General features: G+C 60.3%; 26 protein-coding genes and 1 pseudogene. 18 read left to right on the top strand and 9 right to left on the bottom strand.

Going from position 1 to position 25,470, the window contains the following annotated elements; translation table 11 throughout:
- Positions 1 to 133: 133 nt before the first annotated feature.
- The 4 genes from GS429_RS21515 to GS429_RS21500 all read left to right on the top strand — a co-directional run bounded on the left by GS429_RS21515 (position 134) and on the right by GS429_RS21500 (position 3,084).
- Positions 134 to 430: a hypothetical protein gene (locus GS429_RS21515; RefSeq protein WP_160068057.1), complete on the top strand. Its 297-nt coding sequence runs from the start codon at positions 134 to 136 to the stop codon at positions 428 to 430.
- A gap of 109 nt (positions 431 to 539) precedes the next feature.
- Entirely contained in the window at positions 540 to 1,208 is a 669-nt protein-coding gene (npdG, locus tag GS429_RS21510) for an NADPH-dependent F420 reductase (RefSeq protein ID WP_160068055.1), read from the top strand.
- A gap of 473 nt (positions 1,209 to 1,681) precedes the next feature.
- Positions 1,682 to 2,647: an ABC transporter substrate-binding protein gene (locus tag GS429_RS21505; RefSeq protein WP_160068053.1), complete on the top strand. Its 966-nt coding sequence runs from the start codon at positions 1,682 to 1,684 to the stop codon at positions 2,645 to 2,647.
- The gene (locus GS429_RS21500; protein ID WP_328821529.1) at positions 2,644 to 3,084 is read left to right on the top strand and encodes a desampylase; all 441 of its coding nucleotides are present in this window, start codon (positions 2,644 to 2,646) and stop codon (positions 3,082 to 3,084) included. The genes GS429_RS21505 and GS429_RS21500 overlap by 4 nt, the downstream gene beginning before the upstream one ends.
- Positions 3,085 to 3,126: 42 nt before the next feature.
- Here the strand turns inward: GS429_RS21500 and GS429_RS21495 are convergent, their stop codons facing one another.
- A complete protein-coding gene (locus GS429_RS21495) occupies positions 3,127 to 4,623 on the bottom strand; it encodes a sulfatase family protein (protein WP_160068051.1) in 1,497 nt (498 codons plus the stop codon).
- 149 nt (positions 4,624 to 4,772) lie between these two features.
- Between GS429_RS21495 and GS429_RS21490 the strand changes: the two genes are divergently transcribed.
- On the top strand, positions 4,773 to 4,970 hold the full coding sequence (locus tag GS429_RS21490) for a hypothetical protein (RefSeq protein WP_160068049.1): 198 nt from the start codon (positions 4,773 to 4,775) through the stop codon (positions 4,968 to 4,970).
- 18 nt (positions 4,971 to 4,988) lie between these two features.
- Here GS429_RS21490 and hisS read toward each other — a convergent pair whose 3' ends face one another.
- On the bottom strand, positions 4,989 to 6,287 hold the full coding sequence (gene hisS / locus GS429_RS21485) for a histidine--tRNA ligase (protein ID WP_160068047.1): 1,299 nt from the start codon (positions 6,285 to 6,287) through the stop codon (positions 4,989 to 4,991).
- 107 nt (positions 6,288 to 6,394) lie between these two features.
- Positions 6,395 to 7,018 carry a methyltransferase domain-containing protein gene (locus tag GS429_RS21480; RefSeq protein ID WP_160068045.1) on the bottom strand — a complete coding sequence of 208 codons (624 nt, stop codon included), beginning with the start codon at positions 7,016 to 7,018 and terminating at the stop codon, positions 6,395 to 6,397.
- Between the two features lie 261 nt (positions 7,019 to 7,279).
- Between GS429_RS21480 and ahaH the strand changes: the two genes are divergently transcribed.
- From ahaH to GS429_RS21435, 9 genes are all read left to right on the top strand, one after another.
- Positions 7,280 to 7,612: an ATP synthase archaeal subunit H gene (gene ahaH / locus GS429_RS21475; protein ID WP_160068043.1), complete on the top strand. Its 333-nt coding sequence runs from the start codon at positions 7,280 to 7,282 to the stop codon at positions 7,610 to 7,612.
- Complete coding sequence (locus tag GS429_RS21470; protein WP_160068041.1) at positions 7,599 to 9,818, top strand: V-type ATP synthase subunit I; 2,220 nt, start codon at positions 7,599 to 7,601, stop codon at positions 9,816 to 9,818. Before ahaH ends, GS429_RS21470 begins: the two co-directional genes overlap by 14 nt.
- Before the next feature lie 6 nt (positions 9,819 to 9,824).
- Positions 9,825 to 10,088 (top strand): hypothetical protein, encoded by a 264-nt coding sequence (locus GS429_RS21465; RefSeq protein ID WP_160068039.1) that lies wholly within the window; start codon positions 9,825 to 9,827, stop codon positions 10,086 to 10,088.
- Positions 10,089 to 10,110: 22 nt separating this feature from the next.
- A complete protein-coding gene (locus GS429_RS21460) occupies positions 10,111 to 10,692 on the top strand; it encodes a V-type ATP synthase subunit E (protein ID WP_160068037.1) in 582 nt (193 codons plus the stop codon).
- Positions 10,689 to 11,756, top strand: a complete 1,068-nt coding sequence (locus GS429_RS21455; protein ID WP_160068035.1) for a V-type ATP synthase subunit C — start codon at positions 10,689 to 10,691, stop codon at positions 11,754 to 11,756. Before GS429_RS21460 ends, GS429_RS21455 begins: the two co-directional genes overlap by 4 nt.
- Entirely contained in the window at positions 11,753 to 12,094 is a 342-nt protein-coding gene (locus GS429_RS21450; protein WP_160068033.1) for a V-type ATP synthase subunit F, read from the top strand. Before GS429_RS21455 ends, GS429_RS21450 begins: the two co-directional genes overlap by 4 nt.
- Before the next feature lie 3 nt (positions 12,095 to 12,097).
- The gene (locus tag GS429_RS21445; protein WP_160068031.1) at positions 12,098 to 13,861 is read left to right on the top strand and encodes an ATP synthase subunit A; all 1,764 of its coding nucleotides are present in this window, start codon (positions 12,098 to 12,100) and stop codon (positions 13,859 to 13,861) included.
- Between the two features lie 2 nt (positions 13,862 to 13,863).
- Positions 13,864 to 15,273 carry an ATP synthase subunit B gene (locus GS429_RS21440; RefSeq protein ID WP_160068029.1) on the top strand — a complete coding sequence of 470 codons (1,410 nt, stop codon included), beginning with the start codon at positions 13,864 to 13,866 and terminating at the stop codon, positions 15,271 to 15,273.
- Between the two features lie 477 nt (positions 15,274 to 15,750).
- On the top strand, positions 15,751 to 15,984 hold the full coding sequence (locus GS429_RS21435; RefSeq protein ID WP_160068027.1) for a hypothetical protein: 234 nt from the start codon (positions 15,751 to 15,753) through the stop codon (positions 15,982 to 15,984).
- A gap of 32 nt (positions 15,985 to 16,016) precedes the next feature.
- Here GS429_RS21435 and GS429_RS21430 read toward each other — a convergent pair whose 3' ends face one another.
- Positions 16,017 to 17,168, bottom strand: coding sequence for a hypothetical protein (locus GS429_RS21430; RefSeq protein ID WP_160068025.1), 1,152 nt, complete (start codon positions 17,166 to 17,168; stop codon positions 16,017 to 16,019).
- A 354-nt stretch (positions 17,169 to 17,522) separates the two neighbouring features.
- Between GS429_RS21430 and GS429_RS21425 the strand changes: the two genes are divergently transcribed.
- From GS429_RS21425 to GS429_RS21415, 3 genes are all read left to right on the top strand, one after another.
- Positions 17,523 to 19,136 (top strand): long-chain-fatty-acid--CoA ligase, encoded by a 1,614-nt coding sequence (locus GS429_RS21425; RefSeq protein ID WP_160068023.1) that lies wholly within the window; start codon positions 17,523 to 17,525, stop codon positions 19,134 to 19,136.
- Positions 19,137 to 19,271: 135 nt separating this feature from the next.
- A complete protein-coding gene (locus GS429_RS21420; RefSeq protein WP_160068021.1) occupies positions 19,272 to 20,024 on the top strand; it encodes a V-type ATP synthase subunit D in 753 nt (250 codons plus the stop codon).
- Between the two features lie 34 nt (positions 20,025 to 20,058).
- Positions 20,059 to 20,454, top strand: a complete 396-nt coding sequence (locus GS429_RS21415) for a DUF6276 family protein (RefSeq protein WP_160068019.1) — start codon at positions 20,059 to 20,061, stop codon at positions 20,452 to 20,454.
- A gap of 247 nt (positions 20,455 to 20,701) precedes the next feature.
- Here the strand turns inward: GS429_RS21415 and GS429_RS21410 are convergent, their stop codons facing one another.
- Together GS429_RS21410 and GS429_RS21405 are read right to left on the bottom strand one after the other, a co-directional pair.
- Positions 20,702 to 21,100 (bottom strand): DUF5811 family protein, encoded by a 399-nt coding sequence (locus tag GS429_RS21410; protein ID WP_160068017.1) that lies wholly within the window; start codon positions 21,098 to 21,100, stop codon positions 20,702 to 20,704.
- Between the two features lie 476 nt (positions 21,101 to 21,576).
- Positions 21,577 to 22,038 carry a hypothetical protein gene (locus tag GS429_RS21405; RefSeq protein ID WP_160068015.1) on the bottom strand — a complete coding sequence of 154 codons (462 nt, stop codon included), beginning with the start codon at positions 22,036 to 22,038 and terminating at the stop codon, positions 21,577 to 21,579.
- Positions 22,039 to 22,244: 206 nt separating this feature from the next.
- On the opposite strand from GS429_RS21405, the gene GS429_RS21400 reads away from it, so the two are divergent.
- Positions 22,245 to 23,198 carry a hypothetical protein gene (locus tag GS429_RS21400; RefSeq protein WP_160068013.1) on the top strand — a complete coding sequence of 318 codons (954 nt, stop codon included), beginning with the start codon at positions 22,245 to 22,247 and terminating at the stop codon, positions 23,196 to 23,198.
- A gap of 24 nt (positions 23,199 to 23,222) precedes the next feature.
- Here GS429_RS21400 and GS429_RS22740 read toward each other — a convergent pair.
- From GS429_RS22740 to pan2, 3 genes and pseudogenes are all read right to left on the bottom strand, one after another.
- Positions 23,223 to 23,363: pseudogene (locus GS429_RS22740) on the bottom strand (integrase core domain-containing protein); the annotation flags it as partial.
- 15 nt (positions 23,364 to 23,378) lie between these two features.
- Positions 23,379 to 23,858 (bottom strand): pyruvoyl-dependent arginine decarboxylase, encoded by a 480-nt coding sequence (locus GS429_RS21390; protein ID WP_160068011.1) that lies wholly within the window; start codon positions 23,856 to 23,858, stop codon positions 23,379 to 23,381.
- Positions 23,859 to 24,030: 172 nt separating this feature from the next.
- Positions 24,031 to 25,263 carry a proteasome-activating nucleotidase Pan2 gene (pan2, locus tag GS429_RS21385; RefSeq protein ID WP_160068009.1) on the bottom strand — a complete coding sequence of 411 codons (1,233 nt, stop codon included), beginning with the start codon at positions 25,261 to 25,263 and terminating at the stop codon, positions 24,031 to 24,033.
- Between the last annotated feature and the right edge of the window lie 207 nt (positions 25,264 to 25,470).

The raw sequence follows: 25,470 nt of genomic DNA, 5'->3' as shown, positions 1-25,470 counted from the left end.
CGGTGATCCCGCGCTATTCGCGTCTCCGCGGTTCTCGCGTCCTCGAACCACGCCACCCTCGTGCGATCGGGTGTGCACTGACGTCCAGTGATTACTGTACGTTTATTAGCGTCAGGAACCGATCGATTTCGTAATGACGGATTCCGGTCCCGAGACCACGCGGGAAACGGAGACGGACGGTAGCGCCTCCGTCGACATCGATCAGGACGAACTCTATACGACCGTTCGAACCGCCGTCACGGATGCGATGCTCGCCGTCCTCGGAACCGTCGCCCTCCTCGGATTCGCCGTTCTCTTCGTGTACGCGGGAGCGCGGCTGCTGTTTGCGACGCCCTCCACTGCGGGCGGCGCCGCCGGCGTCGCCGGTATCGGCCTCGGGTTCGCGATAGCTGCAGCGGCCCTCGAGTTGCTCCCGCCGTTTCGCGAGTAACGGACCCTGGCGGCGTCGAACTGGTCGGTTGTTCGCGCAGCCGTCGAAAACCCGGCGAGATCGGCCGACCTCCCACCCTTTTATTCCGGTGCCGTCCCGAGCGTTACGCATGCGAATCGCACTACTCGGCGGAACCGGCGATATCGGACAGGGACTGGCCCTGCGTTTTGCGCGCGATACGGACCACGAAGTGCTCATCGGTTCCCGGGATCCCGAAAAGGCCCGCGACGCGGTCGAGACCTACGAAGGGGAACTCGAGTCTCGCGGAGCCGAATCGAACGTCAAGGGCTTCGCGAACGAGATGGCGGCCGATCGAGCCGACGTCGTCGTGCTCAGCGTCCCGCCGTACTACGCGGGCGACACCGTCGAAGCGGTCGCCGACAGTCTCGATTCCGACTCGATTCTGGTCACTCCCGCGGTCGGCATGCAGGGCGACGAGGACGGGCTCCACTACCACCCGCCGGGGACCGGGAGCGTGACCGAACTGGTCGCTGAGCGCGCCCCCGACGACGTGCCGGTCGTCGGCGCGTTCCACAACCTCGCGGCCGACGCGCTCTCGAACCTCGACAACGAACTCGATCTCGACACGCTGCTCGTCGCGGACGACGACGACGCGAAGGAGCGCGTTCGAAACCTCGCGAACGAAATCGAGGGTCTGCGCGCGCTCGACGTCGGCCCGCTCGCCAACGCGGCCGAGGTCGAGAGCGTCACTCCTCTCGTGATCAACATCGCGAAGTACAACAAGGACCTCCACGACGTCGGCGTGAAGTTCCACTAACGAACTTTCACCCTGCGTGCGGTCGCTTCGAGACCGCACTCGGTAAAATCTCGAGAGAGCTTCGTTCTCTCGGAGCTCGTGGGATCAAAGATCCCGCTTAGCTTCGATGAAAAGCACTCCTCTCCCCTCGGCTCACGGCCTTCGGCCGTTCGCCTATCCGCGGCGCAACGCGCCGCGCTCTCCGGGTCGGTCGTCGGCCCGCTCGCTCCCGTTGGTCACTCGTGGTGAGTATCTCCCTCCACGTGCGGTGGCGCGCGCTGGGTCGCGGTGAGCCGATAGCGAACCGCGAGTCGAAATCGTGCGAGGGATGAGCGAACGAAGCGAGCGAATCGGCTGGGGAGGGTGTGAAAATCCTAGCCGCCAGTATGAGGCGAGTGCTCGAGTCATCGTCTCATCGAATACTCCCGTCGAATACGTTCAAAAAGAACGACCTCGAGCCAGCCGCTTTTGACCCCACAACGCCTACGACGACCATGAACATCGTCACGACGCTCCCCTCGGCGACCGAAACCGTGGCCGCCCTGGGCATAGAGCCGGTCGGCGTCTCCCACGAGTGCGACTACCCGCCCGGCGTCGAAGAGTTGCCGTCGGTCACCACCTCGAGGATCGACGCCGAGGCCTCGAGCGGCGAGATCGACGAGCAGGTGCTCGAGACCGCGGAAAACGACGAAGGCGTCTACGACGTCGACACGGACCTGCTCGAGGACCTCGACCCGGACCTGATCGTCACGCAGGGGATGTGCGACGTCTGTGCGGTCGACGAGGTGGTCATCGCGGACGCCGTCGACACAATCGAAGCCGACCCCGAAATCCTCACCACCGACCCCCACAGCGTCGCGGACGTACTGGACGACCTCGAGCGAATCGGCCGTGCCACGGACCGCGAGGAACGCGCTCGCGAAGTGCGCGCCGACCTCGAGTCTCGAATCGACGCAATCCAAAACCGAACCGCCGACCTCGAGCCCGCTGAACGCCCGCGCGTCGCCATCTTCGACTGGACCGATCCCGTCATGATCGCGGGCCACTGGACCGCCGACCTGGTCGAGTGGGCCGGCGGCGAGTACGGGCTGGCCGACTCCGGCGAGCGTTCGAGGCCCCGCGAATGGACCGACATCCGCGAGTACGATCCCGAACTGATCGTCGTCGCCCCCTGTGGCTTCGGGCTCGCACAGACCGCCGAGAATACGTCGGATCTCACCGCACGCGAGGGCTGGGACGACCTCTCCGCGGTTCGGGAAGGCCGCGTCTGGGCCATGGACGGCCACCACTACCTCAACCGGCCCGGCCCGCGGCTGGTGGACACGCTCGAGGCGCTGGCACCGATCGTCCAACCCGAGTTGTTCGATGAGGAGACGCCGCCGGTCCCGCTCGAGGAAATCGTCGTCCCGTTCGAGGCGCTCTCCGACCGATCCGCGGCCGACCCGCGGCCGGAACCGTGACCAGTTCATCCACACTCGTCGTTCCGGTCGAGATCCGGAACGCACTACTCGAGCGCGCCCGCGAGGGGGCTCCCGAGGAGATTTGCGGGGTCTTCGGCGGCGAGTGCGATCCTGCCCCCGACGGCCGGAGCCGCGTTCGCTCGCAATACCCCGCCGAAAACGTCGCCGAGGCGCCGCGGACACGGTATCGGATCGCACCCGAGGAACAACTCGCAATCTTCGAGGAACTCGAGGGCGACGGCGAGGACATCGTCGGCTTCTATCACTCCCACCCGGAGGGGCCGTCCGCTCCCAGCGAGACCGACGCGGCGCAGGCGACGTGGCCCGATCGGTCGTACCTGATCGTCTCGCTCGAGCCGCTCGAGGTCGGATCGTGGCGCTGGCGAGAGGACGAGGCAGGCGGTCGGTTCGAGCGGGAGCGGCTGATTCTCGAGTGAGCGGTCATCTCAGCTGCGTTCGGAACGGTCAGACGACGGTCCTCAAGAGGCGTTTCGCAGCACGTCCGGCACCCAGCCCTGATTCGGGTCGTCAGTCCGCTCCATCCACTCGATCAGGCGCTCTCGCATCTCCCGGCGCACATCGGCGTACTCGGGGTGATCGATCAGGTTCTGGAGTTCGGCGGGATCTCTCTTGAGGTCGTACACTTCGTCTACGTCCGGCCCGTTGTAGACGTACTTGTAGCGGTCGGTGCGAACCATCCGCTGGCTGTAGAGGCCGAACTCATCGCCGTGGTACTGGGCGAAGGTGGATCCCGGCCAGTCCGCGGGGACGGCGCTCGGGTCGCCGCCGGACTCGAGCAACGGCACGAGACTCCGCGAGTCGAACGCGTCGGGCACCGAAACGCCGCCCATCTCGAGGAAGGTCGGGGCCAGATCGTGCAAGTGTACGGGGGCGTCACAGACCGATCCCGGTTCGGTCACGCCGGGCCAGCGCACCTGCAGCGGGATCCGGTAGGTGTCGTCGTACATCAGCGGCCCCTTGTTGAACTGCCGGTGGCCGCCGACGAAGTCGCCGTGATCGGCGGCGTGGACGACGACCGTCTCGTCGGCGAGACCGCGGGCCTCGAGCGCCTTGAGGATCCGCTCGAGTTGGTCGTCGATCATCGTGACGAAGCCCCAGTACTTCGCGACGGCTTCGGCCCAGTGGTTCCAGTCGAAGCCGTCGGCACCGCGATAGTGGAGGTAGTTCTCGTGGACCTGTGGCTTTCCCTCGTAGGTTTCGGCGTAGCTTTCTGGCGGCTCGATCCCCGCGGGATCGTACATCGAGGCGTAGGGCTCGGGAACGACGTAGGGGTGGTGAGGGCCGTAGAAGTCGGCGCGGTGGAAGAACGGCTCGCCGCCATCGGGTCCACCGCCGTCACCGTCCGCATGATCCTCGATCGCTTCGATCGTCCGCTCGGCGAGAAACCACGCGCGGGTCTCCTCGACGTCGACCGGCGTCTTCGCGGCGACGAACGTTCCCGAACTGGTATCGCGAGGATCGTCGCCGGTGTAGAGTTCCCCCTCCAACTCGACCTCGTCCGGCGGAACGCCTTGCTCCTCGCGGTGCTCGCGGAACGCGTCGTCGATGTCGTCGTGGTGCGTGTCGCTGCCGCCGAGATAGGAGAAGCCGAACTCCTCGGGCGTCTGGTCGCGGCCGACGTGCCACTTGCCGGTGTAACTGCAGTCGTAGCCGCTCTCGGCCAGCAGTTCGGAAAACGTCGGCAGTTCGGGCGGCAGGTTCGGGCGTATCGCGTCGGCCTCGTGGCTGTTGTTGAGCATGCCGTGGCCGTGGGGGTACCGGCCGGTCATGAGCGACGCGCGCGCGCTCGTACAGATGCTGATCGGGGTGCACGCCTGGGAAAAGCGCATGCCTTCGCTCGAGAGTCGATCCATCGTCTCGGTCTCGACCGGCGGCCCGTCGGGCGCGCTGCAGTCGTACCGTTCCTGGTCGGTGAGAACGAAGAGGACGTTCGGACGAGTATCGGCGTCGGCCATCGGGCGTCGTACACCAGCGCCGTAGTTAATGGTGTCCCTGCTACAGGTCGATCGCTCCCTTCGCCGGCGAACGTAGAAAAAACACGGAGTATAAAGTCTGGAGATATCGACCCGATTCGTTGAGTCGGTTTGGGACCGAGTGCTCAGGAATGCCGACCGCGTACTGTGGGATGTGTGACTGGGTGCGGCGAACGGACGACGAGTCGACGACGGAACTCGATCAAGCGATGATCGACCACTTCGTCGAGACCGGCCACAGCCCGGTCGAGCGGGGCGACCCCGAAGCCGAATCCAACGGCGGCGACCCGACGGATTGCCGCTTCGCGGCGGATTTTATCGAAAAGTAGCGCGGGTAGCGCGCCCGATCACACGACGTCGTCGAACGTCGGTCGCTCCGCCTCGCCGGGGAACGAGTCGACCGGAACCTGCGTCTGGTCGCCCGACGCCATGTCTTTGATCGTGACTTCGTCGTTTTCGAGATCCTGTTCGCCGACGATAACGACCGTCTCGGCGTTTACCGAATCGGCGTAGTTCAGCTGTGCGCCGAAGGATCGGCCGGCGACGTCGGTTTCGACGACATGACCACGCTCGCGTAGCTCCCGCGAGATGCGGGCCGCTTCCGATCGCGTGTCGCCGATCTGGAGGACGTAGTAGTCCGTCGTCACTTCTTCCTCGGGCCAGACGCCCGCTCGCTGGCACAACAGCGGCAGGGTCGCGTGTCCCGGCGCGACGCCGACTGCGGGCGTCGGCTGTCCGCCGAAGCTCTCGATCAGATCGTCGTAGCGACCGCCGCCGAAGATCGACCGGGAGACCTCTCCCGTGGAATCGAAACACTCGAAGACGACGCCGGTGTAGTAGTCGAGTCCGCGCGCCGTCTCGAGCGAGATCGTACAGTACTCGCGGGCGCCGAAGTCTTCGGCGGCGTCGAGGACGTTTTGCAGGTTCTCGACCGCCTCGGTCACCCGTTCGGTGTCGGCGAAGGCCTCGACGGCCTCGAGGTCCCCGCCCGCGACGAGGTCGTCGAATTCGGCGGCCTGATCGGCCGTCAGTCCGGCGTCGATCAGCAGGTCGTGGTACTCGACCTGCGAGATCTTGTCGCTCTTGTCGACCGCCCGAATCGCGGCCTCGGTATCGACGTCGGCGTCGTAGCTCTCGAGGACGCCGCCAAGGATGTCGCGGTGGGAGATGCGGAACTCGAAGTGGTCGCCGGTGAGTCCGAGACCGGTTAGCGCGTCGGCCGCCCACGCGAGAATTTCGGCGTCGGCCTCGGGCTCTTCGGAGCCGAAGATGTCGACGTTGGTCTGGTAGAACTCGCGCTGGCGACCCTGCTGGACCTGCTCGTAGCGCCAGAACGGTCGTGTCGAGAACCACTTGATGGGTTTCGAGAGCTCCTGCTGTTTGGCGACGACCATCCGCGCCACGGTCGGTGTGAGTTCGGGCGTCAGCGTGACGTGACGGCCGCCCTGATCCTCGAACGCGTACAGTTCGTCGACGATATCGTCGCCGCTCTTGTCGGTCCACATCTCGGCGCGCTCCAGGGCCGGCGTCCCGATCTCGCGAAAGCCGTACCCGCGAGCGGTCTCCTCCAGGACGTCGATGGTCGCCCGCCTCGCGGCCATCTCGCCGGGATAGAAGTCACGAAAGCCCTTGATCCGGTCGTACATGACCGGTGATTCGCCGAGGGCGAACTTCTATCCTTTCGTTTGGAGACGTCGCGTTCCTCGCCTCTCGCTTCCCACCGTCGACCATCCGTTCCTGTCGTCTGCTTGCGCTACTCCGGCGCGCGCCCGATCGTCGTGATCGCCACGTAGGGATCGTACGACGGCCCCTGAAACATGTGTTTGACGTCCTCGAAACCGGCCCGCTTGAACATTCGGTCGGCCTCGTACTCGTCGTAAAAGAGCATGATCGAGTCCGCGAGCTTCTGGGCGAGGAACGTGTCGGGATAGTTCGGTCCGACGACGAGCACCTGCCCGCCGGGTTTCAGCACGCGGCGGAACTCCCGGAGCGCGAGGATCGGGTTCGGCCAGTACTCGATCGAGCCCGACGACCAGACGACGTCGAAGGTATCGGTGGCGAAGGGCAGTCGTTCGGCGTCGCCGCGGTGGAACTGCACCGGCGGTGCCCGTTTGCCGAACTTCGCGTAGGCCTGCTCGAGCTGGTGTTCGCTCTGGTCGAGAGCGTAGACCTCGTCGACGTGCTCGAGCAATCCCGCGGTCGCGAAGCCGGTGCCACAGCCGACGTCGAGGACGGTCGAATCGTCCTCGAGGTCGAGCAACTCGAGGGCGTCGGAACGCATCTCCTCGTTCCAGATGAAGGGGTTGACCTGGTCGTACACCTTCGAGAGGTACTTGTAGAACAGTCGGGCCCGGGCCTTGTTCTCGAGAACTCCCATTAGCGGTGGATTTCGCACCGACCGGGATATGTCTGCTGTTCCCGTCGGTGGCCGAGCGTCGATCCACGAATTCGCCGCTGAACCGCGACTGGACGGCCCTCGAACCGGTTCGACGCACCGCTGTTGCCGACCGAGGTATCGGTTCCGTCGATCGGAGCCCCGTTCTCCCGACGCGAGACGGGGTGGCTCGCCCGGCTGATCGATAGCTCTCTTTCGCAACTACCATATACGCGCTCTGGCAAACATCCTGTTGCTTAGAGTATGCCGAGGCCAGAGGTTCTCGAACGAATACAGTCGGCGGAGGAGGAAGCCGACGAGATCGTCGCATTGGCACAGAACGACCGCGACGAGCGAATAGCCGAGGCCCGGGAACGTGCCGAGGAGATTCGCACGGACGCGGAACAAGAAGCGCGGGATCTCAAAGAGCGCCGCCTCGAGGCGGCGCGCGACGAGATCGACGAGGAGTGCGAGCGCGTCCTCGAAGAAGGTGAACAGGAGCGCGAGGCGTTAGCCAACCGCGCCCAAGATCGGGTCGACGAGGTTACCGAATACGTCGTCGAACTGTTCCAGGAGGACGTGCATGCTCAGACCTGAACGGATGAGCAAGGTCTCGGTGACCGGCTCCAAGGGCGTCATGCCCACGGTCATCGAGACGATTCACGGACTGAACCTGGTCCATCTCTCGGACTACGACGGCTCCTGGGAGGGGTTCGATAACGGCAACCCGATCGAGGGTGCCGACGACGCCTCCGAGAAGCTGGTGACGGTCCGCGCCCTCGAAAGTACCCTCGACCTGTCGGCCGACGAGGCCGAGCCGGGGGCGATCGGGGACGACTGGGAAGACCGGCTCGAAACGATTCGAACGCGAGTCAACGACCTCGACGACAAACGCAGCGAGGTTCGCGAGGAGCTTCGACAGGTCGACGAGAAGATCGGCCGCGTCGCTCCCTTCGCAGAACTGGGGATCGATCTGGATCTCCTGTCGGGGTACGAGACGGTCGACGTCGTCGTCGGCGAGGGACCGCTCGAGCAGATCGGGGCGGCTGTCGCCGACTCCGACGACATTCGGGCTTTCGAGACGTTCACCGGTGGCGACATCGTGGCTATCGTGGCCGCACCCGCCGAGGACGCCGGCCCGAGCGCGATCGACGACGCGCTCGTCGGCATCGAGTTCACCCGGCACCCGGTGCCGGAGACCGAACAGACCCCGAGTGCGTACGTCACCGAACTCGAGGAGCGGAAGAGCGAACTCGAGTACGAGATCGAAGATATCGACGCGGACCTCGAACAGATCAAGGCGAACGAAGCCGAATTCCTCTTGCGCGTCGAGGAGGAGTTGACGATCGAAGTCCAACGTGCGGAAGCGCCGCTGCAGTTCGCGACGACCGACCGCGCGTTCATCGCCGAGGGATGGATTCCGAGCGACGAGTACGACGATCTCGTCGCGTCGCTGAACGACGCCGTCGGCGAGAGCGTCGAGATCGAAGAGCTCGAGCGAGCGAGCTACGACCGTCACGGGAAGACCCACACGGAGGATATCCAGCAGGGTACCCAGGCGGCGAAAGACGACGAAGATGCGGCTGCGGAAGAAGATGGCCAGCAGCAGAAGGCCATGACGGACGGTGGCTCGGCCGTGACGATGAGCGACGAGCCGCCGACGATTCAGAAGAATCCGTCGGCAGCCAAGCCGTTCGAAACGCTGGTACAGGCGGTCAACCGACCGAAGTACAACGAACTCGATCCAACGATCTTCCTGTTCCTGACGTTCCCGCTGTTCTTCGGGTTCATGATCAGCGACGTCGGGTACGGACTCTTGTACGTGCTGACCGGATTCTACATGTACCAGAGCTTCGATAGCCCGGGGATCACGAGTCTCGGGGGCGTCGCCATGTGGTGTGGCGCGTTCACGATCTTCTTCGGGATCCTGTTCGGGGAGTTCTTCGGACTCCACGAACTCGGCTACATGATCTTCGGTGACGGCGGTGCGCCGATGGGAGACAAGGGACTCTCGCCAGCGACGGCAGAGTTCGTCAACGCCTGGCTGATCGTCGCCGTCGCACTCGGAGTGCTTCACTTGAACATCGGCTGGATCCTCGACTTCGTCGAGAATATCCAGCACGGCCACGGTCTCTGGGGTGCGATCACCCACAGCGGCTCGTGGCTCCTGATGCTCAACGGACTCTGGGTGTGGGTGTTCACGGAGCAGGCAGCGCACGTCAAGCCCGACTTCATCTACACCGCGTTCGACGGCGAGCCGTTCGCGTTCGGATTCAGCGGCTTCCCGATGATGGATCTGTTCTCGATCGGCGGCGTCGAGATTACGCTGCCGCTCCTGGCAGTCATCCTCGGCGTCGTGCTCCTGGCAGTCGGCGACCCGGTCGAACTGGCCGAGTTCGCCATGCCGTTCGCACACGTTGTCTCCTACGCACGAATGACCGCCGTCTTGCTCGCAAAGGGTGGGATGGCGTTCGTCGTCAACCTGCTGACCTTCGGAGCCGTCCAGACGCCTGAGGGGGCACGTCCCTTCATGGCACCGTGGACTGGCTACGGACCCGAGGACGGACAGGTCATGTTCGATGGCCTGTTCTACATCGGCGACGGAGCAGTCGCGATCGCCGCCTTCGCACTCGGCATTCTCGTGCTGGTACTCGGACACATTCTGGTCTTGTTACTTGGTATCACAAGTGCCGGATTACAGGGTATCAGGCTCGAGTACGTCGAGTTCTTTGGGATGTTTTATGAAGGCGGTGGAAAGAACTACGAACCGTTCGGACACGATCGAAACCACAGTGAGGATTAACTAACAATGGTACTTGAACTTGGACCTGAACTGGCGGATGTTGCACTGCAAGCAGAAGAAGCGAGCGGCCCAACCCTCGAGAACGAGGGTGCAGCGGCACTAGCAGTCGGTCTCGCGGCACTCGCAGCCGGATATGCAGAGCGCGGTATCGGCGCAGCTGCAGTCGGCGCAATGGCCGAGGACGACGATATGTTCGTTCCAGGCCTGATCATGACCGTCCTTCCGGAGACGCTCGTGATCCTGGCACTGGTCGTCGTCTTCATCGTCTAAACACCGCCGCCTTCTCTTACCAATGAGTTTGGACACAGTCGTAGAAGACATTCGAGAAGAGGCCCACGCGCGTGCGGAGGACATCCGTGCTGAGGGCGAAGCGCGCGCCGAAGAGATCGAATCGGCCGCCGAGGAGGACGCCGACGAGATCGTCAGCGACGCAGAGCAGGCCGCAGAGCGCGAGGTCGAGCAGTTGCGCGAACAGCGACTCTCCAGTGCAAAACTGGAGGCGAAACAGAAGCGCCTGGAGGCCCGTCGTGACGTGCTCGGCGACGTTCGCGAGCAGGTCGAAGACGAACTCGCCGCCCTCGAGGGGGACACCCGCGAGGAACTGACCCGGACCTTGCTCGACGCAGCGAGCGGGGAGTTCGACGAGGGTGACGACGTCAGCGTCTACGGTCGCGAAAGCGATCAAGAGCTGATCGAGTCGATCCTTGACGACTACGAGAGCTACGAGTTCGCCGGCGAGTACGACTGCCTCGGCGGCGTCGTCGTCGAGAGCGACCAGTCTCGAGTCCGCGTCAACAACACGTTCGACTCAGTGTTCGAAGACGTCTGGGAAGACAACCTCCGGGAAATCAGCAACCAACTCTTCGACCAATGAGTGTAGGTGCCTCGAATCCGGAGTACGTGAACGCTCGCGTTCGGTCGCGCCGAGCCTCGCTGTTCGCGGACGAAGACTATCGGAAGCTGATCCGGATGGGGCCGAGCGCGATCGCACGGTTCATGGAAGAGTCGGAGTACGAACGCGAGATCAACGAACTCGGCGCGCGCTTCTCGGGTGTCGACCTGATCGAGTACGCGCTGAACCGCAACCTCGCCAAACACTTCCAGGACCTGCTCGACTGGTCGGAGGGGCGACTCTACGACCTTATCGCCCGGTATCTCCGGAAGTTCGACGTCTGGAACGTCAAGACGATCATCCGCGGAATATATACCGAAACCGATTCCGAGGAGATCCGGACCGACCTGATCATGGCCGGCGAACTCGACGAGGCGACGATCGACCGACTGCTCGAGGTCGAGGAGATCGAGGACGCGATCGAGATGCTCAACCGCACGATCTACTACGATCCCCTCAGGGAGGCCTACGAGGAGTTCGAGGAGACCGGCGCACTCGTCGCCCTCGAGAACGCACTCGACCGCGAGTTCTACGAGCACCTGCTCGAAGACGTCTCCAGCGGACCGCTAAACGAGCCCCAGGAAGGCCCTGAGGCGAAGTACATCGAGTTCCTGCAGGCCGAGATCGACTTCCGGAACGCACGGAACGCCCTGCGACTCGCTCGCAGCGGTGCCGACCTCGATCCGGCCAGCTACTACATCGAGGGCGGCTTACTGTTCGACCAGACGGAGCTGAGTCGCCTCGTCGGCGATTACGACGCGCTGGTCGACCACATCGCCGACAACAAACGCTACGGCGACCGGCTTTCGGGAGCGATGGGACGACTTCGCGATGCTGACAGTCTTATCCAGTTCGAGCACGCACTAGACGCTGCGTTGCTCGAGTACGCCGACACGCTCTCGAGCATCTATCCGGCTTCGGTGTCTGCCGTGCTATCGTACATCCTCGCGAAAGAGCGCGAGGTCGAAAACATTCGTGCGATCGCGCGCGGCCGCGAGGTCGGCCTCGAAGAGAGCGAGATCGAAGAAGAGCTGGTGATCCTATGAGCCAGGAAATCGCAGTCGTCGGCAGTCCGGAGTTTACGACCGGCTTCCGCCTCGCGGGAGTGCGGCGCTTCGAAAACGTCCCGGATGACGAAAAGGACGCCCAACTAGACGACGCAGTCACGACTGCCCTCGAGGACGAGGGCGTCGGTATCGTCGTGATGCACGACGACGACCTCGACTACCTCTCGCGGTCGGTTCGACAAACCGTCGAGACGAGCGTCGAACCGGTCGTCGTCACCATTGGCAGTGGTACCGGTGGCGGTGGACTGCGCGACCAGATCAAACGCGCGATCGGTATCGACCTGATGGACGAAGACGAACAAAGCGAGAGTACCTAAACTATGAGCCAGGCAGAAGACATCGAGACCGTCGACGAAGACGGTGTAATCGAAAGCGTGAGCGGTCCAGTCGTGACCGCTGCGGACCTCGACGCCCGGATGAACGACGTCGTCTACGTCGGCGACGAAGGGCTGATGGGCGAGGTCATCGAAATCGAAGGGAACCTGACCACAATTCAGGTTTACGAAGAAACCTCCGGCGTCGGCCCGGGCGAACCCGTCGAGAACACGGGCGAACCCCTGAGCGTCGACCTCGGACCGGGTGTACTGGACGCCATCTACGACGGCGTCCAGCGTCCACTCGACGTCCTCGAGGAGAAGATGGGGACGGCGTTTTTGGACCGCGGCGTCGACGCCCCCGGGATCGACTTCGAGACGGAGTGGGAGTTCACGCCGACCGTTGACGTCGGCGACACCGTCGAAGCCGGCGATATCGTCGGCGAAGTCCCCGAAACGGAGAGCATCACCCACAAGGTGATGGTCCCGCCGGACTACGAGGGTGGCGAGATAGAATCGATCGAGAGCGGCGCGTTCACGGTCGACGAAGTCATCGCGGAGCTCTCCTCCGGCGAGGAGATCACGATGCACCAGGAGTGGCCCGTTCGACAGGCCCGTCCTGCTGACACGAAGGAAACGCCGACGGTTCCACTGGTCAGCGGCCAGCGGATTCTCGACGGCCTCTTCCCGATCGCCAAGGGCGGGACCGCGGCGATTCCCGGTCCGTTCGGATCGGGCAAAACGGTCACTCAGCACCAACTCGCCAAGTGGGCCGACGCGGACATCGTCGTCTACGTCGGCTGTGGTGAGCGCGGCAACGAGATGACCGAGGTCATCGAGGACTTCCCGGAACTGGAAGACCCGAAGACCGGCAAGCCGCTCATGTCTCGGACGTGTCTCATTGCAAATACGTCCAACATGCCTGTCGCAGCCCGTGAATCCTGTATTTACACCGGGATTACGATCGCGGAGTACTTCCGCGACATGGGCTATGACGTCGCGCTGATGGCCGACTCCACCTCCCGGTGGGCCGAAGCCATGCGTGAGATTTCGAGCCGACTCGAGGAGATGCCCGGCGAAGAGGGGTATCCCGCGTATCTGGCGGCGTCGCTCTCGGAGTTCTACGAGCGCGCCGGCAAGTTCCAGAACATCAACGACACCGAGGGATCGGTGACGGCGATCGGCGCCGTCTCGCCGCCCGGCGGGGACTTCTCCGAACCCGTCACGCAGAACACCCTGCGTATCGTCAAGACGTTCTGGGCGCTGGACGCCGACCTCGCGGAGCGTCGGCACTTCCCATCGATTAACTGGAACGAGTCGTACTCGCTGTACCGCCAGCAGCTCGACCCGTGGTTCCGCGACAACGTCGCGGACGACTGGCCGGAGATCCGCCAGTGGGCCGTCGACGTGCTAGACGAAGAGGACGAACTCCAGGAGATCGTCCAGCTCGTCGGCAAGGACGCGCTGCCAGAAGACCAGCAGCTGACGCTGGAAGTCGCACGCTATCTGCGCGAGGCGTGGCTACAGCAGAACGCGTTCCACGACGTCGACACCTACTGCGAACCGAAAAAGACCTACCGAATGCTGCTCGCGATCAAGACGTTCAACGACGAGGCATTCGACGCACTCGAGGCGGGCGTCCCGGTCGAAGAGATCACGGACGTCGATGCGACCCCGCGCCTGAACCGGATGAACACGTCCGATGAGTGGAACGAGTTCATCGACGAACTCGAATCGGATCTCGAAGAACAGATTCGGAGCCTGTACTAATCATGAAAGAGTACCAGACAATCACCGAAATCAGCGGCCCACTGGTGTTCGCCGAGGTCGACGAACCCGTCGGCTACGACGAAATCGTCGAGATCGAAACCGACGACGGACGAACGCTGCGCGGCCAGGTACTAGAATCGAGCGACGGACTCGTCTCGATCCAGGTGTTCGAAGGAACGGGCGGTATCGACCGCAACGCCTCCGTTCGATTCCTGGGCGAAACGATGAAGATGCCCGTCACGGAGGATCTGCTCGGTCGCGTCCTCGACGGTTCCGGCGAACCGATCGACGGCGGGCCAGAAATCGTTCCCGAGTCCCGCGAAGACATCGTCGGCGAAGCGATCAACCCCTACTCTCGGGAGTATCCGGAGGAGTTCATCCAGACCGGCGTCTCCGGTATCGACGGGATGAACACCCTGGTTCGGGGCCAGAAGCTGCCGATCTTCTCCGGTTCCGGGCTGCCCCACAACGACCTCGCACTCCAGATCGCTCGACAGGCAACGGTGCCTGAAGAGGAGGAAGGCGACGAGGGAGGCTCCGAGTTCGCAGTTATCTTCGGTGCGATGGGGATTACCCAGGAAGAGGCAAACGAGTTCATGGACGACTTCGAGCGCACGGGCGCACTCGAGCGCTCCGTCGTCTTCATGAACCTCGCGGACGACCCGGCAGTCGAGCGGACGGTCACGCCGCGACTCGCCCTGACGACGGCCGAGTATCTCGCCTTCGAGAAGGACTACCACGTGCTGGTTATCCTTACCGACATCACGAACTACTGTGAAGCGCTTCGTGAGATCGGTGCCGCACGTGAGGAGGTTCCGGGACGACGTGGCTACCCTGGATACATGTACACCGACCTGGCACAGCTCTACGAGCGTGCCGGTCGAATCGAGGGCAAGGACGGATCGGTGACGCAGATTCCGATCCTCACGATGCCCGGCGACGACGACACGCACCCGATCCCCGACCTGACCGGTTACATTACGGAAGGACAGATCGTGATGGATCGGGACCTCAACAGCCAGGGTATCGAGCCGCCGATCAACGTCCTGCCATCGCTGTCGCGGCTGATGGACGACGGGATCGGCGAGGGACTGACCCGCGAAGATCACGGCGACGTCTCCGACCAGATGTACGCCGCCTACGCGGAGGGTGAGGACCTGCGCGACCTCGTGAACATCGTCGGTCGCGAGGCGCTGTCCGAACTGGACAACAAATATCTCGACTTCGCGGACCGCTTCGAAACGGAGTTCGTCGAGCAGGGGTACGACACCAACCGCTCGATCGACGACACGATCGAACTCGGCTGGGACCTGCTTTCGGAACTGCCCAAAGAGGCGCTCAACCGTATCGACGAGGAGCTCATCGAAGAACACTACCGCGAAGACGAAGCCGAAGCCGTCCAAGCCGACTGACCGGCCTCGTTGGCGGAGTCGTTTTTCGTTTTTGCTCTTAAGTAAAGGGTTGTTGGTCAGTTCTTTGCAGTACTATATGCCACTGGACGTCAGTGCACACCAGATCGTACGATAGCTGTGCAATCAGTGTGTGAACAGTCAGTTGTTATAGAAGTCATAGCCGGTACGGATAGTGCATTTTCGCCACTCGACAAACGATAATTCCAATCATGACGGTCGTCTCAGAACGTTCCAACTTCGCTGCCGCGTCTATCGAAAATCGGGAAGAGAACCACTGAAATCATCCTCAAAACTACGCTCTGATTCATCAACAATCTCTGTCACTAGGCCGTCCTACAATATCTGTTGACCTTTTCGAGATTATCTCTAATATCACTATGCCGATATTTTCATTCCACTCTCAACCCCTTCATATATTGTGCTAAGAACATAACTAGTACCAAAGATTTTATCTAGATATATAATGAAGGTTTTAGTATGCACTATCTGAAATCCACCGTGAAGGTAGTTGCTGGATTTTCACTTGTGTACTTAGGAGTTGCAATTGCATTTCCCGAATATTCACTTACCAGCGGTACATTAAATATGGTAGGACGACTAGTTGTTATACTGTTGACTTCGATTGGCATTTTTGTTATTATCCATGGACTATTCGTAGGAATTGAGTTGGCAGTTGCTGCTGGACACGAACAGATAGACCAGGACAACTAGCAAATAACACGTCGGTAGGTTATTGAGGCGAGCTACTCTCCGTCTAGGTCCCACCGACGGATGTTTTCTGAGAGGTGTTCGGAATTAGGGTGGCTATCACTGTTGGGTGCGGAAAACGCACAGTCAAGAGTGGTGTCACAGATAGCGTTACTATCTGTATCTGTAACAAATACAGCAGAGTTTCCAAACTGTTGCATTACTTTGTCGTCGGCACCAGCGATTTCGTAGACTGTTTCGACTGGGCCGTCATCTGCAAAGTTAGTTTCGTCGTACTGTGCATATACATCCGTGGAACTGGGAGAGATGGTAACTTCTCCATAAGGGCCACTGGAATCCGCTCCGAAACTGATCGATTCCAGGTCGACATTACCTAGGATACCACCTGTGTTATCTTCGTCAGGCCCCCAATCTGTCAAAATAGGGAGGTCAGATGGACCGTAAGGCGATATTCTACATAGTGTTTCATAGTTATCACCGTTGTAGTTGGTATTGTCCATATCGTTCCCTGGCACTTGGGTACAACCGATCGTACAGCCGTATTCTTGGTTTTCTTCTGTTTCTCGACCTTCATACAGAGCTACTTCGGAATTAAACTTCCCATAGTAATCAAAGGGGAACACAATGCCTTCATCTTCGTCACCAGACATAACTTCTTCCTCATCTACTGAGAAGAAAAGTGGGTCTCCCCAGCCAGGATCTGGATCAACGACATCGCTGCTGTCAGCAGTCACAATATTCCGTTCGAGTTCTTTTACCGCCTCTCGAATTCGATTTTGACGGATTTCTGCCGATGCGTCAGCTGGCACTCTGTACTTTCGCTCTCTTGGATAACCATCCTCAAATTGGAGGGCGTATCCTACAAGTGGACTCCCAATAGATGAGTCAGAAGCTAACGACTGCTCTGCTGTGCTAAGTACTAGATACTCGGATCCCGCCGTACTCATTACACCTGGGTCATCACGAGAAACGTACTCGTCAACTGCTCTTTGCCGCGCTTGTTCAATGTCATCAGAGGAAAGCTCTTCAACATCGGTTGCTGCAACAAAAATGCCACTCTCGATATCGTAGGATTGGCTGCGGGTTTTTTGGGCATTTCCCCTTGCTGAAACAGATGATACTAGTGCCCCTCCGGTCAAAGCAACTCCACTTGATTTTAGTATCGACCGCCGTTTTATCTCTCCCATTTCTAATCAATCTAAAGTTAGTATTTATACTTAAATCTAATGCTCTCATAAATCATCAAGTGGATTAGAGAAGTACAGATTGAATGATGTCTCTGAAGGGTTCCCATCCGGATTCGTGTAGGAATTCCGCTGAAGTTAGAACAGTCTGAGATACGCTGTGAGTTTATCTGTCGAGATTCCTCAATAGGTCGAGAGCCAGCGGGTCGCCGATGGGGCCCTCATCGATCGATACCCTCGCTATCAACGTGCACCGATGCCTGCTGCTAATTGACCGATGTGAGAACGGACGGAATGGAATCATCTGCCGCGAGCAGCCAAAGCAAATCTAATGACTGATGGTGTAGAATGTCACGTATGCACAAGCCACTGCTCGTAACGGAGTTTCTGGACCGGGCCCGGAACCATTACGGGGACGCGGAGGCGGTCGTCGCGACGACGGGCGATCGATTTACGTACGACGAACTGGGCGAGCGTGCCGACCGGTTTTCGGCTGCCCTACAGAAACGGGGGCTCGAAAAGGGAGACCGTGTCGCGGTGCTCGATCCGAACACCCACTACCACCTCGAGGCGGCCTACGGGACCATGCAGACCGGGGCCGTTCACATGCCGCTGAACTATCGGCTGACGCCCGAGGATTTCTCCTACATGCTCGAGGACGCCGAGGTCGACGCCATCTACGCGGACTACGAGTACGCCGACCGAATCGAACCGATCCGCGACGAGGTGCCGACGGAGACGTTCATCACGAACAACGCCGACGCCGTGGAGGGGGAGTGGGAAGCGTTCGAGGCGGTCCTCGAGGACGCCGGCACCGACTACAGTCGACCGGAGATGAGCGAAGACGAGATTATCACGATCAACTACACGTCGGGGACGACCGGCGATCCGAAGGGAGTCTGTCGGACCCACCGCGCCGAGACGATCCACGCGTATCTGATCACGGCCCATCAAGAGCTTACGGACGACGATATCTACCTCTGGACGTTGCCAATGTTCCACGTCAACGGCTGGGGACACATCTACGCCGTGACGGGGATCGGCGCAAAACACGTCTGTACGCGCGGCGTCGATGCGGGCGATATCTTCGAGGCCGTACAGACGGAGGACATTTCGTACCTGTGCGGTGCGCCGACGGTGTTGAATCTCCTGATCGACTACTACGAGGAGACCGATCCGGAAACCACCGGGGCGAACGACGTTCGCATCGCGACTGCGGGATCAGCGCCGCCGGAGGCGACCATCCGCACCGTCGAGGACGAGTTCGGGTGGTACCTGAAACACGTCTACGGTGCGACCGAGACCGGACCGTTGATCACGACCTCCGACGCCCGGCGGACGTTCGACGACGACGATGCCGCCCGGTTCGCGGTCAAGAAGCGACAGGGGGTCGGCTTCCTCGGCACGGAAATCCGCGTCGTCGACGAGGACGGGAACGACGTACCCCGCGACGACGCTTCGATCGGCGAGATCGTCGTCAGAGGGAATCAGGTCATGGAGAAGTACTGGAACAAGCCTGAAGAGACCGAGGAAGCGTTCTCGGACCGCGTCGAGGGCTACTACCACATGGGAGATCTCGCGACGGTCGACGAGAACGGGATGATCGCGATTCAGGACCGCAAGAAGGACATCATCATCTCCGGCGGCGAGAACATCTCGAGCATCGAACTCGAGGACACGCTGTTCGACCACCCCGAAGTCTCCGACGTCGCAGTTATCCCGGCCCCGAGCGACGAATGGGGGGAGACGCCGAAGGCGTTCGTCGTGCCACAGAGCGGCGATCCCGAGCAGCCTGGGATTTCGGCGGACGACCTCGTCGCGTACACGCGCGAGAACCTCGCGACGTACAAGACGGTTCGCGAGATCGAGTTCGTCGAGGAGTTGCCGACGACGGCGACCGGGAAGGTCCAGAAGTACGAACTCCGGCAAGAGGAATGGGAGGAAGAAGACCGGATGGTCGGGCAGGGGTAGCTACCCGGCTGTCCGTTAGGCCGGCGTCGATCTCGGAGCGTATCCGCTCGTGGACACGGCCCGGCGCGTAGCTGTGACGCCGGTCACGGAAAACTGTAAACAGTTATCCGACTGGGGGCGTAATCCTCCCACAAGATGGCCAAGGACGTCAAGCCCACCCGCAAGAACCTGATGGAGATCGAGGATCGCATCGAACTCTCCGAACGCGGGCACGGGACTCTCGAGAAGAAACGGGACGGGCTGATCATGGAATTCATGGACATCCTGGACAAGGCCCAGGACGTTCGTGGCGACCTCGCACAGGACTACGAGGACGCCCAGAAGAAGATCAACATGGCTCGAGCCATGGAAGGCGACGTCGCAGTTCGCGGCGCGGCCGCCGCGCTGCAGGAACACCCCGAGATCACCACCGAATCCAAGAACATCATGGGGGTCGTCGTTCCCCAGATCGAGTCCTCACGCGTCTCGAAGAGCCTCGATCAGCGCGGCTACGGGATCATGGGTACCTCCGCACGTATCGACGAAGCCGCGGAAGCCTACGAAGACCTCCTCGAGAGCATCATTCTGGCCGCCGAAGTCGAGACGGCGATGAAAAAGATGCTCCGCGAAATCGAGACCACCAAGCGCCGGGTTAACGCACTCGAGTTCAAACTCCTGCCCGAACTCTACGACAATCAGGAGTACATCGAGCAGAAACTCGAAGAGCAAGAACGCGAGGAGACGTTCCGCCTGAAGAAGATCAAGGAGAAGAAAGAACAACAGGAGAAAGAAGAGCGGGAGGCCGAGGCCGAGGCCGAAGACGAAGTGGCCCCGGACGAGGACGAGACGAGCACGGCCGAACCCGACATGGAGCAGTCGACCGCGGGCGGCGTTCCGGGCGGCGACTGACTGCGGGCATCTTCTGTTTCACGCGTGATCCATTATGGCCTGTTCGGCGTGTAGCGAACCGACGATCGCGTTTTTGATCCCCGAGGAGTATCGTGAGTACGCACCGGTGGACACGCCGGCCGCAACGCTGTGTACGCGCTGTCTCACCGTCGATCCGGAGCCGGACGCCGTCCTCGAGGACCCCGACTTTTCTCGCGTGAGCGACGCCGTTCCGACGAGCACTCACGCGGCGGTGCCGTTGGCGCTCGCGCTGGATCTCGCGTCGTCGCTCGCGACGAATCGGGCCGCAATCGAGGACCTGCTCGAGGCCGTCGAACGTGCGGGCACGGACCCGCTGTTGGCGATGGATCGGCTGCTCGCCGACCCCGAGATCGACCCGCAGATCGACCTCGAGCGGCGACGACACCAGCTCGAGCAGTTCCTGTACTGAATTCGGTCCCAACATTCCCGGCGGTCAGTCGAACAGTTCGCTGTTGAGTTGTTCGTTGCCGGTCCGGTACCAGCGGAGGTAGCTGTATCCGACAGCGAACAGCGCAGCAACGGTCACGAGCGTTCTAATCGGTCCCGTAATGACTATCGGATTGACGTCTATGCAATCCCCGATGAGTCGGTTTCGCCGTCGGATGAGTGAGCGACGGATCGATCGGTGACGGACTCGAGAAACGACTGCTGACGGGCTACTTTCCGGTCGGTTTTACGTTGTCGCTTACTGCCTGTTTGACCTGCAACGCGGCGCTCGCGGCCAGTCCGCGGGCGACTTCGTCGCGTTCGTCGGAGGTGATGACTTCTTCGGGCGCCCCGCCGTCCTCGAGGTCGGGCGTGAACCCGGCGCTGACGGCGTGGCCGACCGGCGGGCGGACCGCGACGGTGACCTGGGGGCCGGTGAGACCGCTGGAGACGTCGGCGTCGACGATGTATTCGTTGGGGAGGAACTCGCGAGTGCGGGCGGCGATCCGTGATACGTCGCGGTGAAGCAGCCGCTTCTGTGCCCTCGAGAGATCCGGAACGTCCGCCGCGGCACGCTGACCAGCACCTGTTTCACCGGGTAGCCCTGCGTACGGCGTATTTCCGTTCATGAGAAGTGTGTGCCGGTCACAATGTGCCCGCCGGTGAAAAGCATTCGCATTCGGACACTGTCTAGTTCAGCACCTCTTCAGACGGTGTTCGACCATTGAACTATCGATTTCAACAACTCGTGACTGAAGCCCATCTGATAGTACAACAGGAGCCGAAAGAATGGTTATCACTATCGTGTCCCGGTTGTTCACATGTGCAAGTCTCACGAGTAATCACTGCTTCGTTTCGTCAACTATTCTCAATGCTTCAAGCACTCCCACCGGCGAACTGAGATGGATATTCTGTGGTCAAAAACCAACAGCTAATACCCTATACCGATTGCTGTAACTATTTACCGCTGATCACCGACCCCGGCTCTGGTGATCGGCGGTCATTGATTACAGTAAACCGTATCAGGTGAATCACGTTCAGAGATTGCGATTGTTGTAGTGAGCAATCGCAGCTTGACCAACTGACTCTATTATCGAATGACAAATCATGAACATTCTGATTCGGTATCTGTTTGAACGAAGAAAGAAACATTGGCCACGCTTTGGATGGTCACCAAAACGGATACTGGGTCAGAATTTTCTTTCGTTAGATCAATTTCGCTCCAATCACCACCATTAACCTTCACACGTAAACTGTACTCCCCTTTCCTCTGTCCATTTGAGGTGCTGAACCCATCCGTCTCAACATATGTGTCTCCTTCTGCCGACTGATCTAATTTTTCTATAGAGGGTAATTCATACGAATCACTGTGGGCAACCTCACCAGCCTCAACTAATTCAACAGATGCGGTATGTGACTCTGTATCTTCGTTTGCAATTGTGACTTCACAAAAACTGACCTCATTTTGACCATTGTCATTACTGAAGCGACTGAGACACCCACTAGTGAGTGATAGTATAGGAATTGTGGAAAACTCCAATACCTTCCGCCGCTCTAAATTGGCCATACTCATCATTCCCTTAATTGCAGAAGAAACTTTTGCTACGACTGTCAGTTCCTAAATCGATATAAGCCAATCTAATGGTTCGAGAACCACCATAGAGCAGTTAAATTTATCGTTGAGTTATTTATCAGACACTGCCAGATTCAATTATTTAGATTAAATACAATCGGTAGAAATAAATATCGCACAGTAGATTATTATATGTAGAGATGGCTGATAATCAACAGTCGTCCGATGGTAAAACACGGCGAGAAGCATTACAGAAAATTGGAGTAGGAGGAATAGCTGGTGCGACTGCCACAAGTATGATTAGCGGAACAGCAGCTGCCGAGGACGGTGAGGTGATGGTTACTGAAGACGATGACGACGATGTTTACAAGGCGGAATTCTCAGGGCCTTGCCCTTCAAATTCGACCTACAGCTATGTAGGACACCACACGATAAACGTTGAGTATAATGGTATATCAGGAACTAGCGATGGAGAATGGATGCACACCCTCGACATCTGCGGAACAGGCTGGGCAGGCCGATATTGGCCTGGGTTTCCTCAATACGAAGATCCGGAGGATGCTAGTGAAGGTCTTTATATTCATGGGCATGCCCTAGACTTCCAAGCGGGTGATGAAGACGTCTACCTCCCAAGTGCTAGTAATGATAGTGATATCATCGGAATAGCTCCTGGGGATGCCGAAGATGCAGATCCGCTAGTAGAGGATAACCATGCCCGGGTGAAGGAACTTGCGGGTGTAATCATAGACAATGTCGAGGGTGTCGGATATGCACGTGATGCAGATGACATTGTTGAGACTATGCTTCGAGATGATTCAGGTGGGTCCCGCGATTATATCTGGGATTACGGAAGTGATGTTTACGGCACTGGACGCACACAAGTAGATCACTTTGTGGAGGTTCGTATGTTCTGTGATCCTGGTGAGAACGCTAATGGAGAATTCCAGTCAGAAATTGACTTCTATTTCAAAAGCGGGACCGGCAACTTCCACACATATACCATTGATTACACTCTACCAACACCAAACGGTGAACCAGCACTTGCACAAAGTGCAGATACAGACACCATAACAATCGATGGGGAAGAGATAGAAGTGGGTCCAACTCGAGAAAACCCTGGGGAAGTCTCGATGGAGGGAGAGATCAAAGACTAATCACTATCCCTCTGACGTCACCGTCTAGTTCAACACCTCCTCAGCCGGTGTTCGACCATTGAGTGCTTGATTCGGTCGATAGCGGTTATAGTGGTGTCTGAAGCGCCTGAGCCAGCGGCGTGCACTGGCTGGACTGTCCCGGCAAAACGAATGACAGCGGTCGATCCCATTCGAACAATCTCAACAGATCGGCTCGCTCTCGCCGTAGACCGAAAGCACCAGCGCCGTCGTGTACGTCCCCGATTCGGCGGATTCGGTCTCGACAGCAACGTGTGAATCGGCGAACTCCCAGTCTCGAAGCTCCTGGCCTGCAGCTAACCCCTCGCGAACGCGGCGTTCCACGTCGTCGGGGCCCGTTTCGTCTGCGACTTCGTAGAACAGCCCCGGGCCGTCCTCGACCGACCGGGACCACGCGAGTGCCGCGCTGACCTGACCGGGACCGGCAGTGGTCGCTCGAGCCTCGACGACGGTCAGTCGTTCGCCCGCGGGGCCGAGGTCGGGTGCGGTGCCGACGGCCTCGACGTCGACGCCCGCCGGAATCACGGACGAAACCGAGACGAGGTTATAGTTCTCGACGCCGGCCTCGGCGAGGGCCGCGTCGTAGGATGCCATCGCCGTGGGTGCCGACGCAGCGCCCCAGACGACTCGAATCGTGCTCATAGACGAGTTCGGGGATCGAGGCCGTAAGGAGTTGCGATCCGAAGCGAGGACCCAAGACGAAGCTTCGAGAACCGTAGCCGCCTCGCCGCGAGAAGCGATGGCTCGCCTACTGGATCGCAGAAAACGGTACGAACGGAGCGGAACCGAGTATCGAGTCCTCGAACCGTGAGCGCTAGTTAAAGAAGTAGTTCGCCGACGGGACGACCTGGCTCGAGTCGTCTTTTTCGATCTTCTCGAGCGCTTCGACGAAGTCCTGGTGGATGACGACGTCGCGGTCGTTACGGATCGCGAACATGCCGGCTTCGGTGGCGAGGCTCTCGATTTCGGCACCGGAGTAGCCGTCGGTGTCCTCGGCGAGGTCGGCGAACTCGACCTCATCGTCGACGTTCATGCCGCGGGTGTGGATCTGGAGGATCTGCTCGCGGCCCTCCTGATCGGGTTCGGGGACTTCGATGAGGCGGTCGAACCGGCCGGGACGAAGGATGGCGCGGTCGAGCATATCGAAGCGGTTCGTGGCGGCGATGATGCGGATTTCGCCGCGGGCCTCGAAGCCGTCCATCTCCGAAAGCAACTGCATCATGGTCCGCTGAACTTCGGCGTCGCCGGAGGTTTTGGACTCCGAGCGCGTGGTCGCGATGGCGTCGATCTCGTCGATGAAGATTATTGCCGGTTCGCGTTCGCGGGCCATCTCGAAGAGGTCCCGGACGAGGCGGGACCCCTCGCCGATGAACTTGCGGACGAGTTCGGAGCCGGCCATCTTGATGAAGGTGGCGTCGGTCTCGTTGGCGACGGCCTTGGCGAGCATCGTCTTGCCGGTCCCCGGCGGGCCGTGTAAGAGGACGCCGCTCGGCGGCTCGATACCGACCTCGTCGAACAGTTCGGGCTCGGCGAGGGGTTGCTCGACGGCTTCACGAACTTCGCGCACCTGTTCGTCGATGCCGCCGATATCCGCGTAGGAGACCTCCGGTTTCTCAGTGATCTCCATCGACTGTGCGCGCGCGTCGGTCTCGGCGTCGAGGACCGTCTGAATCGCGAAGGAGTCGTTGACGGCAACGCGGTCGCCGGCGTCGACTTTCTCGACGACGCGCGAGGAGACGTCCGTGAGGACCTCCTGGTTGTTGCCGTGTTGTTTAACGATTACCTCGTCGTTATCGAGGACGTCCTCGATGGTGGCGATGTACAACGAAGAGCTCTTGAGCGTCTCGTTTTCGCGTTCGACGCGGTCGACGCGATCGTGTAAGTCCTGGCGACGCTCGTCGGCCTCCTCGAGCTGTTCTGAAAGCTGTTCGTTGACGTCCACGAGATCGGTATAATGCCCGCGGAGCGCCTCGAGCCGCTCGTCGTCGGGGAGATCGGGATCGATATCACGGTGAGGTCGGTCTGGGATAGACGGGCTTCGAGACATCCTGACGTACGCTGGTAAGTCCCCCACGATAAATGTGCCTTTGGGTCCCGGACGGTTTTCGAATCCACTGCCAGCGGGCGGATATGGAGGATAGGCGCGGTCTATGCGGCAGATATAGCGGTATAACAGGGCCGGTACCGGACCGATGAGATCGGGGGGTGGGGGTATCATACGGATTGCTGTAACTAGTTACCGCCGATCACCAGG

The organism is Natronorubrum halalkaliphilum, assembly GCF_009834785.1.
GTDB lineage: Archaea > Halobacteriota > Halobacteria > Halobacteriales > Natrialbaceae > Natronorubrum > Natronorubrum halalkaliphilum.
Note: the sequence above shows the minus strand (reverse complement) of the source record. Positions and strands in the feature narration are given on the sequence as shown.